This window comes from Maribacter corallii, assembly GCF_047345415.1.
Classification (GTDB): Bacteria; Bacteroidota; Bacteroidia; order Flavobacteriales; family Flavobacteriaceae; genus Maribacter_C.
Map to the genome: position 1 here is coordinate 527498 of NZ_JBLFEP010000005.1, position 18657 is coordinate 546154.

Below are 18657 nucleotides of genomic sequence, written 5' to 3' on the forward strand. Positions count from 1 at the left end.
GACAAAAATTCATTCGGTGCGAAGCCTATTCACTTTTCTACTATTCACATGCGCCATTGCCTATTGTGAAGCGCAAATTTCCGTTGGAGAAACACAAAATGATACGACTTCAACAAAGCAGATAAATATCGTTCACGGAGCAAATTTCACTAAGGATGAAGAGAATTTTCCGGGTGCGGCCATTTTCAGTAAGGACGACCGTCAAGTACAATTTGAACATGAAGGTGCGGATTTATGGTGCGACATTGCCATTCATTACCTCAAAGAAAATAGGCTGCGTGCCATTGGAAATGTACGGATGAAGCAAGGCGATTCGGTCACAATGACCAGTGGCAAAATCAATTACGACGGCAACACAAAACTGGCCAAAGCTTTTGAAAATGTCGTTTTAGATAGTAAGACCTCTGAGACCGGCAGCATGACCCTCACCACGGATACGCTGCGTTTTGACCGTGAAAAGCAAGAAGCCTATTACCAAGATTCAGGTACTATTATCGACTCGGCAAATACCCTGACCAGTAGGATCGGGCGCTACTTTATGGAAATCAAAAAGTTCCAGTTTTTGGATAGTGTGCATATTGATAATCCACAGTACATATTGGATTCAGAACAGTTGGATTACTACACCACTTCTGACAACGCTTATATGTACGGCCCCTCTACTATCACCGGGCAGACCTATAAAATCTATTGTGAGCGCGGTTTTTATCAGACCAAGATAGAACAAGGGTACGGCATCAAAAACACACGCATCGATTACAACAATAGAATCATTGAAGGCGATAGCGTCTACTTCGACAAGGCCACGGAATTTGCCTCAGCCACCAACAATATTACGGTTACCGATACCATCAATCAAGCCGTGACCCGGGCACATTATGCCGAAGTCTTCAAGGCAAAAGATTCGGTTTTTGCGACCAAAAGAGCAGTGACCATAAGTTTGGTCGAACAAGATTCGTTATACGTTCACGGTGATACATTAATGGTCACAGGGCCTCCGGACAATCGCATCGTCAGGGCGTTTAAAAATGCCAAGTTCTTTAAAACGGATATGAGCGGAAAATGTGATTCGATACATTCAGCCGAAAAAACCGGATTGATTCAATTGGTACGCAACCCGGTGCTGTGGAATGGGGAAAATCAGATGACGGGAGATAGCATCCATATTATCTCAAATGTCAAGACCGAAAAGTTGGATTCGTTGAAAGTGTTGGAGAATGCCTTTATCGTATCTCTGGACAGCATAAGTCAAACAGGGTACAACCAGGCGAAAGGGGTCAATCTCTATGGAAAATTTAAGGAAAACGAGTTGAAGATCATCGATTTGGTCAAAAACACCGAGGTCATTTACTACATGTACAATGATGATCAAGAATTAATAGGCATCAACAAGACCATTTGTAGTTCCATTCGAATTACCATGGCGAATAATGACGTGGAAGACCTAACGTTCAGAACCCAACCGGATGGGGATATCTTTCCCGATAAGGATTTGCCTTCGGATAGCCGCAAGTTAAAGGGCTTTATTTGGCGAGGAGATGAACGGATCTTGACCAAGGAGGATATTTTCGACGAAGACGATAACAATATCGAATTGGTCGTCATTCGAGGTATCGATAATCCGATCGATATTGATGCCGAAGAAGAGGAACGTGACAAGAATCCAGGAGACCCTGTCAATAATATTCCGCTACCTAACGATGACATGTCAGAGCCCAACAAGAGGCCCAAAGTGCAGAAGGTAAAGGCGGCAAAATTTCAATGAAATCCGATTTTCTAAAATATCAAGCTCAAACAACTCCTCATCCCCTTTCGCTGGAAGTATCCCATGCCAAGGGAAGTTACCTCTATGACACTAGTGGAAAAGCCCATCTAGACTTTGTTGCCGGGGTGTCGGCCTGTAGTCTCGGGCATTGCCACCCTAAGGTCGTTGAGGCCATTCAGCAGCAGACACAGCGTTACATGCATGTCATGGTATATGGTGAATATGCCCAACGACCCGCTGTAGAATACACGAAATTGCTAGCATCCCTTTTGCCCGGTCCTCTCGAAACCACCTATCTGGTCAATTCGGGCACGGAGGCCGTTGAAGGCGCCATCAAACTGGCTCGTCGGGCAACGGGTAGAACCGAGATCATTTCTGCCCATCATGCTTATCATGGCAATACAATGGGAAGCTTAAGCCTCATGGGCTATGAAGAACGCAAGAGTGCTTTTCGTCCCCTATTGCCCGATGTTTCATTTCTACATTTTAATATGGAACTAGATCTCAAGCGCATTACCGATACCACTGCGGCTGTTGTTTTAGAAACCATTCAGGGCGGGGCCGGCATCATTCTCCCAAGAAAAGGATACTTGAAAAAAGTGAGGCAACGCTGTGACGAAGTTGGGGCCCTACTCATCTTAGACGAAATTCAACCCGGCTTCGGAAGAACCGGAAAACTATTCGCATTTGAACATTTCGATTGCGTACCCGATATCCTGGTAATGGGCAAAGGTATGGCCTCAGGGCTGCCCGTCGGCGCCTTTACTGCATCACAACAGTTGATGTCAAATCTACAGCACGGACCGAAACTAGGTCATATCACTACTTTTGGAGGCAATCCGGTAATTGCGGCTGCCAGTTTGGCCACCCTGAAAGAGTTGACCCGCGCCGACCTGATCCCACAGACCTTGGAAAAAGAAAAAGCCTTTAGAAATCTTCTAAAGCACCACAAAATCAAAACGATCAGGGGCAAGGGACTATTGCTTGCGCTCCTATTTGAATCGGCGGAACTGGCAAATCAACTCGTACTCGAATGTGCAAAAGAGGGTTTGATCTTATTCTGGTTACTATTCGAACCAAGGGCCGTTCGTATCTCGCCGCCCCTAACGATTTCAACGGAGGAGATTGAAAATGGTTGTGCTATCATCCATAAGGTGTTAGACCGACTTGAACAATAAGTTGTTAACTAATTTGTTAATAATATAGAAGCAGTAAAGAATTTAAAGAAGTTTCAAACCACTACTTTTAATTCCGTAGATTAACCAAAAAGTTCCTATGGCGTTAGAATCTAACGAAAGACCAAGTCGGCCCATAGCCAAGTTTGAATCGATGCTCAAGACAGATGATGTCTACTTCTTTGATGCGGAAGATTTTGAGGACATCATTCATCATTACCTTAACAACGGTAAGATAGCCCTGGCGAAGAAAGCCATTAAAATAGGGCTCCAACAACATACCGACTCCATTCAATTGAAATTGCTCGATGTTGAAGTGCTCGTATTCGAGAACAACCTCGATCAGGCCGAAGCCCTACTTGACAAACTGCAATTATTGGATTCAAGCAACGAGGAAATTTATATCCAACGTGCCAATATCTATTCCAAAAAGGACAATCACGAAGCCGCCATTGTACTCTTGCAAAAAGCATTGGAACTTTCCGATAATGCTTTTGATGTGCATTCCTTAATGGGCATGGAGTACCTATTCATGGATGATTTCAAATTGGCCAAGGAAAACTTCATGAAATGTGTCTCATTTGATGAGCAGGACTACTCTTCGCTATACAACGTAATCTATTGCTTTGAGTTTTTGGAAGACTTTGATGGCGCCATCCGTTATTTGAACGACTATCTCGATCGCAATCCGTATTGTGAGGTTGCCTGGCATCAGTTGGGCAAGCAATACTTTGAAAAGCGACTTTATAAGGAAGCATTGACTGCCTATGACTTTGCTATTATCTCCGATGATACCTTTATCGGTGCTTATTTTGAAAAAGGAAAGGTACTGGAGAAATTGGGCAAATATGAAGAAGCGATAGAGAACTACGAAACCACGATCAATATTGAAGACCCGACATCGCATGCCTATCTCCGTATCGGTAAATGCCATGAAAAGTTGAACAATGATGATATGGCCAAGTACTACTACTACCAAACGGTGCATGAAGATCCCCTATTGGATAAGGGATGGTTGGCCATTACCAATTTCTATTATCAAAAAAGAGATCCGAAAAAAGCCTTATACTATATCAATAAGGCACTGAACATCGATGGGGAAAATCCTTTATATTGGAAGAAATGTGCTCAAATCAATACGGCTCTAAAAGATTTTCACAAAGCGGACTACGCCTACAAACAGGCTGTTGATCTGGGGAACTACGAATTGGACACTTGGTTGAAGTGGTCTAAAGTCGCCTACCGAAACGATGACCTTGGGGCGACCATCCAGATTTTGACGCAGGGCAAGGAATTTTACCCTGAAAACGCAAAGGTTCCTTATCTTTTAGCAGGATATCAACTCATGGCCGAAGACCCTATCAATGCGCGTATTACCTTAATCGATGCGCTAAAATTAGATATAGAAAAACGCTATATCTTTGAAGAGGAATTTCCTCAGTTCGCTGAGACTGAATGGGCCTTGAACATAATTTCCAATATCAAAAAGACTTCAAAATAAAAGGTCTATTTTTGGCCTTGTCTACAACTACTGACCTCTTTGAAAACGAGGTCGAAATCCAGTTATTCGGCTAAATCAATGGAAAATCGCAGCTTTTTACAATACGTGTTCATCACTCTAAAAGGCATGGCTATGGGCATCGCCGAATTAGTCCCCGGAGTCTCTGGGGGTACGATTGCTTTTGTGGCCGGAATCTATGAAGAATTTATCACGTCAATCAACAATGTCAACCTTTCAACTTTTAAAACGTTGCGCAAAGAAGGATTCAAGGCTTTCTGGCAGCATCTCAACGGAAACTTTCTATTAGCCCTATTTTCAGGCATGCTAATCAGTATCATATCATTTTCAAAACTGATCAAGTGGTTACTTGAATTTCATCCCATCGTGATATGGTCTTTCTTTTTTGGGCTCGTGCTCGCCAGTATTCTGTTTGTCGCCAAGGAAATCAAAAAATGGACTCCCTTGGCCATCATCCTATTACTACTGAGCTCGGTATTGGCCTATTACATTACTACATTACCTCCTTCCACCAATGCCGATAGTCTGCCTTACCTATTTATGTCGGGCGCTATTGCCATATGTGCAATGATCCTACCAGGTATTTCCGGGGCTTTTATTTTGGTGCTTTTAGGCTCATATAAGACGGTTATTGAGGCTGTGGACCAACGGGATTTTAAAATACTGGTTACCGTTGCCCTTGGTTGCCTTGTTGGCCTCTTAAGTTTTGCCCGTTTGTTGAAGTGGATGTTCAGCCATCACAAGAGCATTACCTTAGCGGTACTGACAGGGTTCATCGCAGGGTCATTGAACAAAATATGGCCTTGGAAACAAATCATAAGCACCAAACAGATTGGACAAAAAGTAATTGTCATCGATGAAAGTATTTCACCTTTTGCCTTTGACGGAGATCCACAAATCACATCGGCCCTACTTGCTGCCGTCATTGGTTTTTCGCTTATTTTTATACTTGAAAAAGTGGCTTCAAAATAATAAGCAACCTCATTTATGAATGAACAACGCTCACTTTCTGACAAAATCTTTTTGGTCGTGAAAGGCTTGTGCATGGGTGCTGCCAATAAAGTACCCGGGGTTTCAGGGGGTATCGTCGCGTTTGTTGGGGGGTTTTATGAAGAGTTCATTTATTCGCTTCAAAAAATCAATGGTAAGGCATTTAAACTCCTATTCGGAGGACGCTTCAAAAGTTTTTACCGCTACATTAACGGCTCGTTTTTGTCACTCCTCATCTTCGGCATGCTCGTAAGTTATTTCAGTGTATCAAAAATCTTGGATTACTTTCTTGAACGTAAAGAGCTTTTTGTATGGGCGGCCTTCTTCGGAATGATTTTGGGATCCATTTACTACATCGGCAAAGATTTCAAACGTTGGAACAAGCGCACCGTTTTTTCTGGAGTCGTTGGACTGCTTGTCGGAATTTCAATCAGTTTTCTGAGTCCCGCTACGCAAAATGACAATTTGCTTTTTATTTTTCTGTGTGGCATGATCAGCGTATCGGGCATGACCTTACCCGGGCTCTCGGGTTCTTTTATTTTAATCCTACTGGGCAATTACGTTTTACTTTTGGTCGATTCGGTAAATGCGCTGTATGATACCGTGTCTGAGGTCATCACGGGTGATTTCAGCTTCACCCAGAACTCCGAACGCCTGAGAACCCTCACCATACTGGCCGTATTTACCACCGGTTCCGCAGTTGGTCTAGTGACCCTGTCACATATTTTAAGCTATGTACTGAAACATTTTCGTCATATCACTACCGCCGTGATCTTGGGCTTTATCACGGGATCGCTGGGAGTGGTTTGGCCATGGAAAAAAACGATTTTCAAGACCGATGGAACAGGCACTGTGCTACTGGACTCTAACGGGAAGGCCATTATCGAAAACTACGAGAGGTTCTTTCCTGATTTTGGAACCCCCGAAACATGGTGGGCCTTGTTTTTCGTGCTCATTGGAATAGCTATTTTACTAGGATTGGATTGGTATGGAAAAAGAAGAAAAAAACAAGCATAGATTCGGTCTCCTCGGACGTGATATTTCCTACTCCTTTTCGAGGGGTTATTTCAGTACTAAATTTGAACATTTGGGGTTAGAGTCCCACTCGTATGAGAACTTTGACTTGAAGGAAATCAGTGTATTTCCAGAACTCCTGCGCAACACCAACGACATCAGAGGTCTTAATGTGACCATTCCCTATAAAGAAGACATTATCCCTTATTTGGATGCCCTCGATGCACAGGCCGAGAAGATAGGGGCCGTGAATACCATAAAATTTGGAGCCGATGGCTTGACCGGCTTTAATACCGATGCCTATGGTTTTCAAAAATCATTAGAACCCCATCTGAAGACATACCATAAAAAAGCGTTGATTTTAGGCACCGGAGGGGCTTCAAAAGCAATTGCATATGTACTTGACAACTTAGGTATCGATTTTTCGTTCGTATCGAGAAATCCAGGGAAAAATCAATACGCCTACGATGACCTCAACGCAGCATTGTTGCATGAATATTTAGTAATCATCAATTGCACTCCTTTGGGCACCCACCCCAACATAGCGCACAAACCGTCCATAGGTTATGAACACCTTGGCGAAAGGCACCTTCTGTTCGATTTGATCTACAATCCTGAAAGAACTTCTTTTTTACAGCATGGGGCCGCCCAAGGTGCTGCTATTTGCAACGGTCTTCATATGCTAGAACTGCAAGCGGAAAAAGCCTGGGAAATCTGGAACGACCTAGAATAGTCCGCCTGATATCCTTCCAAAGAAAACGTTCATAATTTTTGAACTTCGAGTCGTAGTGACTATCTTACAATAGAATCTTTTGTGTAAACCATAGATCATCGATGTTAGAGGAGCAAGAAAAAGAAATTCAGGAAAATACTTCCGAAAATGGGACTTTGGAATCAGGTGAAACGGCCCAGCAGTCGAAGGAAACGCCAGAAATCCCAAAGGAATCCACTGCTATCGCTTCAGAAGAAGAAGTGGAAAAAGCTGCTCCTGAAAATGAGGAACTAGTTGAGCCGCAGGAATCCGATACATCCATAACGCCAAAAGAAGTGGAAAACTCGGAAGAAATAGCGGAAAAAGATGCTCCCGAAAGTGAGGAAGTAGCTGGGCTGCAGGAATCCGATACATCCGTAACGGCAAAAAAAGCGGAAGACTCGGAAGAAATAGTGGAAAAAGATGCACCTAAAAAGGAGGAAGTAGCTGAATTACAGGAATCAGATACATCCGCGACGCCAAAAAAAGCGGAAGACTCGGAAGAAGAAGAAGTGCTAGAGGAAATCGATGAAAGCAATGCAGAAGATGCAGAAGATACGGACAACCATCATCGCCATCATATTCCCTTCTTGGATTACCATTCGATGACCATTGAGAATCTTACTGGAGAACTTCAGAAATTAGTTCGAAACGAGAAGATTCAGGCCATCAAAAAACACGTGGACAGTATCAAACACGAGTTTGACTTGAAGTTTCAAGAGTTCATCGATGGCAAGAAAGAAGATTTTATAGCCAAGGGAGGGAACGAAATTGACTTTAGATACAATTCGGTCACAAAGCGACAGTTCAACGAAGTGTATGGCGAATACCGTGAAAAACGCAATCAGTATTACAAGAACCTTGAAAAGTCACTAAAGGATAATCTCGGTAAGCGCCTTGAAATCATTGAGGAACTGAAAGGTTTAGTGAATGTGGAAGAGGATATGAACACCACTTACAAAAATTTCAAAGGGGTTCAAGAACGTTGGCGAAATGCAGGCCCGATACCACGAACACATTACAATAATGTTTGGAAAACCTATCAACACCATATTGAGATTTTCTATGATTTCCTGAGCCTCAATCGCGAGCTTCGCGATCTTGATTTCAAGCATAACTTGGAGGAGAAGGAAAAAATCGTAACAAAAGCCGAAGCGCTAGCCACAGAACCGGATTTAGGAAAAGCTTTTCGAGAGCTTCAGACCCTTCACAAAGTATGGAAAGAAGATATCGGGCCTGTAGGTAAAGAGCATCGTGAGGAAATTTGGGAGCGCTTTAGCAAAGCGACGAAAGTGCTGCATCAAAGGCGTCAAGACCATTACAAGGACCTCGAAGCCAAGTATGAGGAGAACCTCGTCAAGAAGAAGGAGATTATTGCCAATATCAATGCAGTAGCCGCTAATGTTGCGGACAACCACAAACTACTTCAACAACAGATCAAAGAAATAGAAGTGCAACGAAATGCCTTTTTTAAAGCAGGCAAAGTTCCTCAAAAAGTAAATGAAAAAACCTGGGCAGCGTTCAAAGATGCGGTTCGAGCGTTCAACAGAAACAAAAACGCTTATTACAAAAACCTCAAAAAAGAACAACAAGAAAACCTAGATAAGAAAAGAGCTTTGTTAGCGTTGGCGATTTCATTTAAAGATAGTGAAGAGGGCGAATCCGCCACACAAGAAATGAAGCGTATTCAAAGTGAATGGAAGAAAATAGGCCATGTGCCGCGAAAGTACTCCGATAAGATCTGGAAAGAATTCAAGGAAGCTTGCAATCATTATTTCAACCGTTTACACGCAAAAAAGAACGAGGCACAACAGGGAGAAATCGAAAACCTAAAGAAAAAAGAGGCCTGCTTAGAACAATTACGCACATTTGAATTATCCGGTAACAGGGAAAAAGATCTGGCTGCACTCAAAAAATTTATCGACGAATGGAAGAATTATGGTAGGGTGCCCTTTCACAAGAAGAGCATCAATCAAAAGTTCAATAAAATAGTCGATGCCATCTTTAGAAAACTCGATGTGAGTCGTCAGGAATCCGAGCTTTTGAAATACGGCAATAAGATACAGCAATTGGCCAAAGACGATAATGAGCGGGCGATTTCAAATGAGCGTACCTTCATACGCCGAAAGATAGAGGAAAGCAAAAATGAAATGCGACAGTTGGAAAATAACCTTCAGTTTTTTTCCAATGCCTCGGAAGACAACCCCTTGGTAAAAGATGTCATTCAAAAAGTTCAGAACCATAAAGACGCTTTGGCTACTTGGAAAGAAAAGCTGAAGAAGCTCAACATTATGGAAAACAACCGCAATAAGGAGGTAATCGAAGGCGATTCATCCGAAGAGGAATAAAGAAAAAATGAAATGTAATGCCCTTGCGGCCAAGACCCGGTCACATGCACCTGCCTTCATGACCCACTCACTAGAATGAAACTGCTGCTTTTGTTTGCTATACTACTTCGGTTCATCGTGCCATCTGCAGCGTTGCACCCGAATGTATCACATACCGCTGTTCTTCAAGAACAAATCAAATCACAAGCCTTCACAGTTTTGCGTACGAAGTGCAATGTATGCCATGCCACGAAAAAAAGAACGGATATTTTCACCATAAGCAATATGGATTCCCTTGCTGCCGATATTCAGAAGCAGGTGTTCGTGAAGAAGAAAATGCCCAAAGGGAGAAAAATAAAACTTACTGAAAAGGAAACCCAGAACCTACGTCACTGGTTGGACGCTACCCTTTCGCAATAATACCGCACGCGAATAAACCCTCAAGACACGCTTACGCTAATAGCTATTTTGCAACGTTGACGGCCCTCGTTTCCCGTATCACGGTCACCTTCACTTGCCCCGGATACGTCATGTCGGTCTGAATTTTTTGAGAGATTTCAAAAGACAGCTCCGCCGCTTTGTCATCACTGACCTTTTCGCTTTCAACGATTACCCGAAGCTCTCTACCTGCTTGTATGGCATACGCCTTTTGCACACCACTGAATGCAAATGCGATTTCCTCTAGGTCTTTTAGACGCTGAATATAGGAATCCATCACTTGTCTTCTTGCACCGGGTCTGGCCCCACTAATGGCATCACATACCTGTACGATCGGTGAAATCAGGGTCTTCATTTCAATTTCATCATGGTGTGCCCCAATGGCGTTACAGACATCCGCTTTCTCTCCATACTTTTCGGCCCATTGCATTCCTAAAATCGCATGGGGCGTTTCGACCTCCGTTTCCGTATTCGGAACTTTGCCAATGTCATGCAGTAATCCGGCACGTTTCGCGATTTTCGCGTTTAGGCCCATTTCAGCGGCCATCACCCCGCACAGTTTGGCAACCTCCCTAGAGTGCTGCAATAGGTTTTGACCGTAGGACGAACGGTACTTCATACGCCCGACGGCTTTTATTAATTCAGGGTGCAAGCCATGAATACCTAAATCTATGATGGTGCGCTTACCGATTTCCACGATTTCGCTATTGATTTGCTTCTCTGTCTTCCGCACGATTTCCTCAATCCGGGCGGGATGTATTCTGCCATCGGTCACTAGTTTGTGTAATGACAGACGCGCCACTTCACGTCGAACGGAATCAAAGCACGAAAGAATAATGGCATCTGGCGTATCGTCAACGATTATTTCGACGCCTGTGGCCGATTCGAGTGCGCGGATATTTCGTCCTTCCCGACCTATGATTCGTCCCTTTACATCATCTGACTCCAAATTAAAAACGGATACGCAGTTTTCAACAGCCTCTTCGGTACCGATACGCTGAATGGTATTGATTACGATTTTGCGCGCCTCTTGTTGCGCTGTCAATTTTGCTTCTTCCATGGTCGTCTGCAGGTAGGCCATGGCATCCGACTTGGCGGTTTCCTTGAGCGATTCCATCAATTGACTTTTTGCATCATCGGCAGAAAGACCTGAAATGACCTCTAACTGTTGTACCTGACTCTTGTGAAGCTTCTCGAGTTCTGCTTGTTTCTTCTCATAGAATTCAGCCTTATGCTGCACATCCTTGAGCTTGCTTTCCAATTGCTTATTGATGTTCTTGTTTTTAGCGAGCTCGCTACTCACCTGAGATTCCTTATCACGCGTTCGCTTCTCCGCCTCGGCCATTTTCTTATCTTTCGATATAATGACTTTTTCATGTTCGGCCTTGAGTTCCAAGAACTTTTCCTTGGCTTGAAAAATCTTGTCCTTCTTAATATTCTCGCCATCCCTTTTGGCACTCTTAAGAATGCTTTCGGATTCTTTTTTAGCATTGGCGATTGTTTTGGACGCCTTTCCCTTTTCCAAGAACTTTGCTATTACGAATCCTACTATGAGGCCAACGACACCTACAACAATCGTGGTTATATATTCCATATCATCAATTTGGTTTTAAAAAAAAAGCCCACATTGGGGAAGTTTTGTACAAACTCCATTAAACAGGTTTAGGGCTAACAGACTGATCAAGGATCCTTGTACGAGCAAGGCATGCTTTTACAACCTAAACTCACCCTTTTTAAACAAATTAGTGTTGAGTTTGTCAAAAATTAGTACCAATGTGGGCAGTAACTTTACTTATTTTAAAGAACGTGCTATATGCTTAATTTAGAATTCACCAAGTTTTCCAAGGCCTTCAGGCGCTTCACGGATTCTTTGGTTCCTTCGGATTGTTCAATACCTCTTTGTTCGATTTTTGAGGCAAACTGCAGGGCACACATGGCCAATACATCTTGCTTGTCACGAACGGCATAACTCTGTTCGAATTTTTTTGCCAATTGCTCAATATTTTTCGCTGCTTTCCGCAGCCCCTCTTCTTGTGTGGGGTCTATGGTCAGGGGATATACCCTGTCCGCGATTGAAAGCTTTATTTTGAGCTTCTCCGGCATATTATTTCGAACATTATTCGGCAAGTTGGGCAATACAATGGTCCAACTCGCGTATCAATGTGTTTATTTTAAGCTTAGCTTCTGTTTTACTCGTATTACTGCCAAGCATTGAATTTGCGAGCTTTAGCGACTTATATTTTTCTTCCCACTCGGAAATCGCCTGATTCGTATGTTCAAAACGATCCCGCGCTACTTGAAGTTGTCCTTCCAAAGATGAATTGGTCTTTTGCAATACCTCTAGTTTATGCAGCAATTTGCTGATTTTGTTTTCTAGGGAATCTACTATTTCAACCAATTCGCTCATGATGCAAATTTCAACGCGTTTTACACAAAGTTAACATACACGTCCTTACTTAGCAATACTTTTTTCAATTATTCTTGAAGTAATACTTTAATCCTTAATAAATCGTTGAGTACATGATGAACCACAATTAGAGCTCTGGGTTTTTCATCGATTGATGGCTATTAAGTACCTTAGCGATAACTTACTTTTTACTATGAACAGACTAATTTTCGCGCTGCTATTGAGTTGTACCCCTCTCGTTACGGCACAAGAAAAATACCCCCAAGACGCTTTCCGTTCCCCCTTGGATATCCCTCTGATACTGGCTGGAACTTTTGGTGAATTGCGTTCGAATCACTTTCATGGCGGTATCGACATTAAAACGCAACAACGACAGGGACTTCCCGTGTATTCCATTGGTGATGGCAGTGTTACACGCATAAAAATTTCACATTGGGGCTATGGGAAGGCCATTTATGTTGCCCATCCGAACGGATATACCTCGGTATATGCCCATCTCAAAAAATTCTCACCTGAAATAGAAGCCTATATCAAAAGAGTACAGTACAAGAAACAATCCTATCAAGTAGAGGTTTTTCCTGACTATGGGGAAGTAAAGGTCGAGAAGGGTCAGGTCATTGCCTATTCCGGAAATACGGGGGGCTCCTCGGGTCCGCACTTACATTTCGAAATTAGAAGCAGTGTCACTGAAAAACCGACCAACCCCCTGTTGTACGGGTATGAAGTGAGAGACGCCACCAATCCGGTATTAAGCCAGATTTTCGCTTATCCCCTATCCGATGGCGCCATAATCAATAGGTCGAACTCCAAAGCCCAGATCAACTTCTCCAAACAAAAGGATGGCACCTTTTTGGCCGATAAGGTGACGGCCATGGGCACTATTGGTCTCGGTTTTATCGGTTTCGATCGCCAAGATATGGCAGCCAACAAAAACGGTGTTTACAGGGTTCGCCAAATCATTAACGGACAGGTATACACCGATTATGATTTCGAAACATTCTCTTATGGAGAAACCCGATACATCAACACCCTAATCGATTATGACCACTACGGTAAAAGCCGTAAACGTATTCAGCGTTTATTCAAGGAGTCCGGCAATAGACTCAGTATCTACAACACGCTAAAAAACGATGGTAAGATCACAGTGAAGGAGGGCCTCAGCTACACCGCAGAACTTTTGCTTGAAGATCTTGAGGGGAACGTGACCAAGGCGATTATTCCTATAGAAGGAAAAAAAGAGCCTTTGGAAATCAAGAAGGAGTTGGAAACGACCGAAGATTACCTCATCGCAAAGAAACCGAATAATTACAATCTGGGAGCGGCCAAAGTGTATTTCCCTTCCAATACCTTTTACAAGGATTTTTATATCGATTTGAAAAAGGATGATGATACGGTCAAAATCCATAATAATCGCGTAGCGGCGCATCGTAATTTCACCGTTACCTTCGATGTGTCGAAATACAGCAAAGAAAAACAAAAAAAAATGTTCATTGCCCGTCTTGATAGAAAAATGAAGGCCAATTATGCCTCGACCTATAAAAGAGGAAATACCTTTACGACCCGAACTCGAAACTTGGGAACCTATACCTTGGCAATGGACACAGTGGCCCCGAAAATTCGTTCCAAAAATTTCAAGGAAAAGCAGTGGTTGAACAACTACAGCTATCTCAGTTTGATGATATCCGATGATTTAAGCGGTATCGACACCTACAGTGCAACCTTGAACGGCGATTGGATACTTATGGAGTACGAACCAAAGAAAAAAACGATCACCTACAATTTCGATGATAAGATTCTGAACGAAAAGAAATGCCAACTTGAAGTTGTAGTCACTGACAATGTCGGTAACAGCACTACCTTTACAAGTACATTCTATAGAAAATAAGCGGCTTGAAGCGTTGTACGCACATCTTTCTCTTTTTGGTGCTATGCCAATGTCAATTATTGGCACAGACCGCTACGATTACCGGTGTCGTTTTCGATGAAGAAAACAATCCGTTGAGCAACGTTAATATTACGACAAAATCCGAAGGCACGTTTACTGACGCTGATGGATATTTCGTTCTACAGATTACCGCGGATATTGAGACGGAAATCGTTTTTTCCCATATCGGACACAAAGAGGTTATTCTTAAAAACCTGATTTTAACCACGAACGAGACCTATGAATTCAATCCGGTGATGAAGTCGGATGCCATTCAGGTAGATGGTGTCACGGTCACCCCAACGGGGGAAAAAAGCGTGGAAGGAATCACCACCATACCTCCGGAGGTGGTTCGCCAGATACCCGGTGCCAATGCCGGGGTCGAAAACATCTTAAAGCTTTTACCTGGCGTCTCTTCAAACAATGAGCTCAGTACACAGTACTCGGTTCGTGGAGGAAACTATGACGAAAATCTAGTATACGTGAATGAAATAGAGGTATACCGCCCCTTTCTAATCAGGTCGGCTCAACAAGAAGGCTTGAGTTTCATCAATAGCGATCTCATTCAAAATATCAAGTTTTCTGCGGGAGGGTTTCAGGCGAAATATGGCGACAAGCTTTCTTCCGTTTTAGATATTACCTATAAAAACCCAACGGATTTCGGGGCACAAATGGACCTTAGTTTTCTCGGGGCAAGCGCAGCAATAGAAACGGCATCCTACGATAAAAAATTTACTAGCGTTTCTGGAATACGCTATCGAAATAACGCCCTACTGGTAAATAGCCAACAGACCAATACGAATTTTAATCCGACCTTTTTTGATGTTCAAAGTTATTCTACCTATCGTTTTTCGAAGAAATTCCATTTAAGCTTTTTAGGTAGCCTAGCCATTAACGATTATCAAAATGAGCCCCTGAATCGCCAGACCAACTTCGGTACCATAAGTGCACCCAGAGCCCTTGTTGTGGAATACGAAGGTGAAGAGAAGAACAAGTACAACACAGCACTCGGAGCTTTCAAAGGCACCTACTTCTTAGACGAAAATACCACACTAAAAGTCATTTCGTCACTATACCACACGATTGAGGATGAACGCTCTGATGTCATTGCCGAATATGCATTGGGCGAGATCGACACCAATCTTGGCAGTGCGACGCTTGGGGAAGTCACCTCTTCAAAAGGGATTGGTAGCCAATTCAATAGAGCTCGAAACAAATTGGACGCCCTGATCTTCAATCTGGCCCATAAAGGGCAACATACCAAAGGTGAAAAAACATATGAATGGGGGGCAAAATACACCCATGAAGATATTCGGGATGAATTGAGGGAGTCTGAATTTATCGATTCAGCAGGATTTGCGGTGCGCCCACCACTATCGGAGTTCAACAACAACCAACCAGAAGAGCCTTTTGACGGTGATCTGGTGCCTTTTGAAAGCCTCATCGCAAAGAACGCAGTTAAAACCAACCGGTTTTCGGCATTCGCGCAATTCAGTGAACGAAAAAACTTGAACGGTAATGCTCTTTATTACAATTTCGGTATTCGGGCCCATCATTGGACCGTCAGTGGTACAGGCGTTTCAAAAGTGTCACAGACCGTCTTGAGTCCGAGAGCGCAAATGGCCATCAAACCTGATTGGAAACGTGATATCCTTTTTCGTTTTTCGACAGGGGTCTACCAGCAGCCACCTTTTTACAGAGAACTAAGAGATGCGGCCGGCACGATACAACCAGATGTGAAAGCACAACGTGCGACCCATTTTGTACTAGGCAGCGAATATAGTTTTTCACTTTGGGAAAGGCCTTTTAACCTTACCTCGGAAGTCTATTACAAATTGCTCGACAATGTCAATCCGTATACCCTTGAAGACGTTCGTATTCGCTATGCAGCAACCAATAATGCGAATGCCTATGTCTATGGGGCCGAACTGCGACTCAATGGTGCCTTCGTTCCGGGAACGGAATCTTGGGTAAGTCTGGGCTACCTCAAAACAGAGGAAAACATCGATGGACGCGGCTATATTTCAAGACCGACAGATCAGCGATTTAAATTCGGAATCTTGTTTCAAGACTACGTACCCGACATTCCCGATTTAAAAATGTACCTTAATCTAGTGTATAATACAGGAGTACCGGGGGGATCACCAAGTTACGCCGATCCATATATTTTTCAGAATAGATTAAGAGATTACAAGCGCGCCGATTTAGGTATTTCCTATATTTTTGCAAATGAAGGGAAAAAACATCCTAGGGACCATTGGCTGAACGAGCTGAAGCATCTAAGTATCGGATTCGAGGTATTCAACTTGTTCAATAATCAAAACTCGATTACCAATACATGGGTTCGGGATGCGGATAGTAAACAACAATTTGCCGTTCCTAACTTTATGACCAGTCGTGTATTGAATATCAGAATGAAAGTACGCCTTTAACTGGCATGACTGTTGAACGAACAATAATCAAGTAGTTACAAATTAGAACACTGATGAAGTACGGTATCTTAATTGCCTTTTTATTTTTATACGTCTCGTCTTACTCCCAGAAGAATATCTATGAGAGTTCAAAATTCGACGACCTTAGTCAAAGCCATGAGATGCTTGCGATCATGCCGTTTTTGACCCATCTTGATTTGGAAGATGGCGTCACCAAAGAAGAATTAAAGCAACGGGAAGAGATGGAAGGCTACGCCGTTCAAAACGCCTTGGAAACCTATTTTTCGAAACGGAAAAAGAAAAAGAAATTTTCGGTAGATTTCCAAAACATCAAAAACACCAACGCCATATTAGCTCAAAATAATATCACTTATGAAAATATCGATGTATATACAATCAAGGAACTAAGCGACATATTGAACGTCGATGGTATCATCAGTGGCAATCTTGACCTAAACATTTTGTTATCAAAGGGTATTCCCGATGATTTCAGTTTTCTCGATTACTTTCTGGGGGATGCCAATTACGGGCGCATCGGTATAAAAATAAGCGATGGTATCACTGGAAAACTCCTCTGGAAATACGAAAAGGAAATCAATAAAAAATCAGGAAGGAATACCGATGACCTTATTGACCGTATGATGAAATTGGCGACCCGGAAATTTCCGTATGATCGCGAAAAACGAAAAGATCGAAAAAGAGGGAAAAAATCCAATGGTTAATACTTACTAAGCCATAAATTCCTTCAATACCCCAATCGTGTAATCGAGCTCCTCTTTGGTGTTATATTTGGAAAATGAAAACCGTACCGATGGCTTTTGAAGATCTTCTTCGCTCAAAAGCTCCGTAAGTACGTGAGAACCCTTATTGCTCCCTGATTGACAGGCACTCCCTTTAGAACAAGCGATTCCTTTCAAATCCAGATGAAATAAGAGCATCAATGCTTTCTGGGGGTCCATAGGTAGGCAAACATTGACCAACGTATACGTACTTTTTTCTAGACTACCTGAAAGTCCATTGAATTTGATATCCGGAATTTCTTCGGTTATCCTTTCAATAAAATAGCGTTTTAGGTCGGATACATAGGCCGCTTCTTCATCCAAGTTGTCGTAAGCCGCAATAAACGCTTCTTCGAGTCCTACGATATTATGATATGATTCTGTCCCTGCCCGATAACCCCGTTCTTGTGAACCTCCTGAAATCATACAGCCCAATCCAGAATTCTTTTTGATATAGGCAAACCCGATGCCCTTTGGCCCATGAAACTTGTGTGCCGCTGCCGTTAGAAAGTCAACCGGCGTTTTTTGCACATCCCATGAAAAATGCCCGATGGACTGCACCGTATCCGAATGGAATAGTGCGTTGTGTTCTTGACACAAGCTACAGATAACGTCCAAGTCGATTTTATTTCCCACCTCATTGTTGATATGCATGAGACTGACCATTTTTTTGGATTCGTCTGCCTCCAACAAGGACTTTAAATGGCTCATTTCAGGATTACCATCACTATCCAGTTCCACAAAATGAAGGGCAATGCCAAGTTTTTCATGAAGTTCTTCCACCGTATGCAGCACAGCATGGTGTTCGATTTTAGTCGTGATAATGGTCTCAACACCCAAATCACGCACTGCACACCGTAGTATCATGTTGTCAGCCTCGGTACCACCAGAGGTAAAGATGATCTCAGAAGGGTGGGCATTCATGTACTTGGCTATCGTCTTTCGCGCACTTTCAACTCCTGTTTTTGCCGTTCTTCCAAAACTGTGGGTCGAAGAAGGATTCCCATAAAAATTACTCAGAGCGTCTTGCATCTTTTCGATTACAGTACCCCTTACTTGTGTTGTCGCGGCATTATCTAGGTATACCTTTTCCATATCACCTCAAATTTAAGCTTGCCAAAATTAATTGAAATAAA

Annotated in this window: 15 protein-coding genes and 1 other RNA gene; 11 read left to right on the forward strand and 5 right to left on the reverse strand. The window is 42.9% G+C overall.

The genetic code is table 11. From position 1 onward, the window contains the following. The first annotated feature begins 55 nt into the window (after positions 1 to 55). From ACKWCA_RS19725 to ACKWCA_RS19760, 8 genes are all read left to right on the forward strand, one after another. Positions 56 to 1765 (forward strand): OstA-like protein, encoded by a 1710-nt coding sequence (locus tag ACKWCA_RS19725; RefSeq protein ID WP_413979998.1) that lies wholly within the window; start codon positions 56 to 58, stop codon positions 1763 to 1765. Next, a complete protein-coding gene (locus ACKWCA_RS19730) occupies positions 1762 to 2943 on the forward strand; it encodes an aspartate aminotransferase family protein (RefSeq protein WP_413979955.1) in 1182 nt (393 codons plus the stop codon). Before ACKWCA_RS19725 ends, ACKWCA_RS19730 begins: the two co-directional genes overlap by 4 nt. 97 nt (positions 2944 to 3040) lie before the next feature. Continuing rightward, entirely contained in the window at positions 3041 to 4441 is a 1401-nt protein-coding gene (locus ACKWCA_RS19735; protein WP_413979956.1) for a tetratricopeptide repeat protein, read from the forward strand. Between the two features lie 78 nt (positions 4442 to 4519). Beyond that, positions 4520 to 5431, forward strand: coding sequence for a DUF368 domain-containing protein (locus tag ACKWCA_RS19740; RefSeq protein ID WP_413979957.1), 912 nt, complete (start codon positions 4520 to 4522; stop codon positions 5429 to 5431). A gap of 15 nt (positions 5432 to 5446) precedes the next feature. Next, complete coding sequence (locus ACKWCA_RS19745; protein WP_413979958.1) at positions 5447 to 6466, forward strand: DUF368 domain-containing protein; 1020 nt, start codon at positions 5447 to 5449, stop codon at positions 6464 to 6466. Then, complete coding sequence (locus tag ACKWCA_RS19750; RefSeq protein WP_413979959.1) at positions 6438 to 7196, forward strand: shikimate dehydrogenase family protein; 759 nt, start codon at positions 6438 to 6440, stop codon at positions 7194 to 7196. Before ACKWCA_RS19745 ends, ACKWCA_RS19750 begins: the two co-directional genes overlap by 29 nt. A gap of 101 nt (positions 7197 to 7297) precedes the next feature. Then, positions 7298 to 9562, forward strand: a complete 2265-nt coding sequence (locus ACKWCA_RS19755) for a DUF349 domain-containing protein (RefSeq protein ID WP_413979960.1) — start codon at positions 7298 to 7300, stop codon at positions 9560 to 9562. A 90-nt stretch (positions 9563 to 9652) separates the two neighbouring features. Continuing rightward, the gene (locus ACKWCA_RS19760) at positions 9653 to 9961 is read left to right on the forward strand and encodes a hypothetical protein (RefSeq protein ID WP_413979961.1); all 309 of its coding nucleotides are present in this window, start codon (positions 9653 to 9655) and stop codon (positions 9959 to 9961) included. Between the two features lie 43 nt (positions 9962 to 10004). Here ACKWCA_RS19760 and rny read toward each other — a convergent pair whose 3' ends face one another. From rny to ACKWCA_RS19780, 4 genes are all read right to left on the reverse strand, one after another. Continuing rightward, positions 10005 to 11573 (reverse strand): ribonuclease Y, encoded by a 1569-nt coding sequence (gene rny / locus ACKWCA_RS19765; protein WP_413979962.1) that lies wholly within the window; start codon positions 11571 to 11573, stop codon positions 10005 to 10007. Positions 11574 to 11623: 50 nt separating this feature from the next. Next, a non-coding RNA gene (gene ssrS, locus ACKWCA_RS19770) (6S RNA) lies at positions 11624 to 11733 on the reverse strand. Positions 11734 to 11788: 55 nt separating this feature from the next. Next, positions 11789 to 12082, reverse strand: a complete 294-nt coding sequence (locus ACKWCA_RS19775) for a cell division protein ZapA (RefSeq protein WP_413979963.1) — start codon at positions 12080 to 12082, stop codon at positions 11789 to 11791. A 13-nt stretch (positions 12083 to 12095) separates the two neighbouring features. Further along, complete coding sequence (locus tag ACKWCA_RS19780) at positions 12096 to 12386, reverse strand: hypothetical protein (RefSeq protein WP_413979964.1); 291 nt, start codon at positions 12384 to 12386, stop codon at positions 12096 to 12098. Positions 12387 to 12579: 193 nt separating this feature from the next. Between ACKWCA_RS19780 and ACKWCA_RS19785 the strand changes: the two genes are divergently transcribed. Genes ACKWCA_RS19785 through ACKWCA_RS19795 form a run of 3 tightly spaced genes read left to right on the forward strand, consistent with a single transcriptional unit; the run spans position 12580 to position 17464 of the window. Next, positions 12580 to 14271 carry a M23 family metallopeptidase gene (locus ACKWCA_RS19785; protein WP_413979965.1) on the forward strand — a complete coding sequence of 564 codons (1692 nt, stop codon included), beginning with the start codon at positions 12580 to 12582 and terminating at the stop codon, positions 14269 to 14271. Between the two features lie 5 nt (positions 14272 to 14276). Next, a complete protein-coding gene (locus tag ACKWCA_RS19790) occupies positions 14277 to 16742 on the forward strand; it encodes a carboxypeptidase-like regulatory domain-containing protein (RefSeq protein WP_413979966.1) in 2466 nt (821 codons plus the stop codon). A gap of 53 nt (positions 16743 to 16795) precedes the next feature. Further along, positions 16796 to 17464 carry a hypothetical protein gene (locus ACKWCA_RS19795; protein ID WP_413979967.1) on the forward strand — a complete coding sequence of 223 codons (669 nt, stop codon included), beginning with the start codon at positions 16796 to 16798 and terminating at the stop codon, positions 17462 to 17464. A 6-nt stretch (positions 17465 to 17470) separates the two neighbouring features. On the opposite strand, the gene ACKWCA_RS19800 is transcribed toward ACKWCA_RS19795, so the two are convergent. Continuing rightward, entirely contained in the window at positions 17471 to 18616 is a 1146-nt protein-coding gene (locus ACKWCA_RS19800) for a cysteine desulfurase family protein (RefSeq protein ID WP_413979968.1), read from the reverse strand. Positions 18617 to 18657 lie beyond the last annotated feature (41 nt).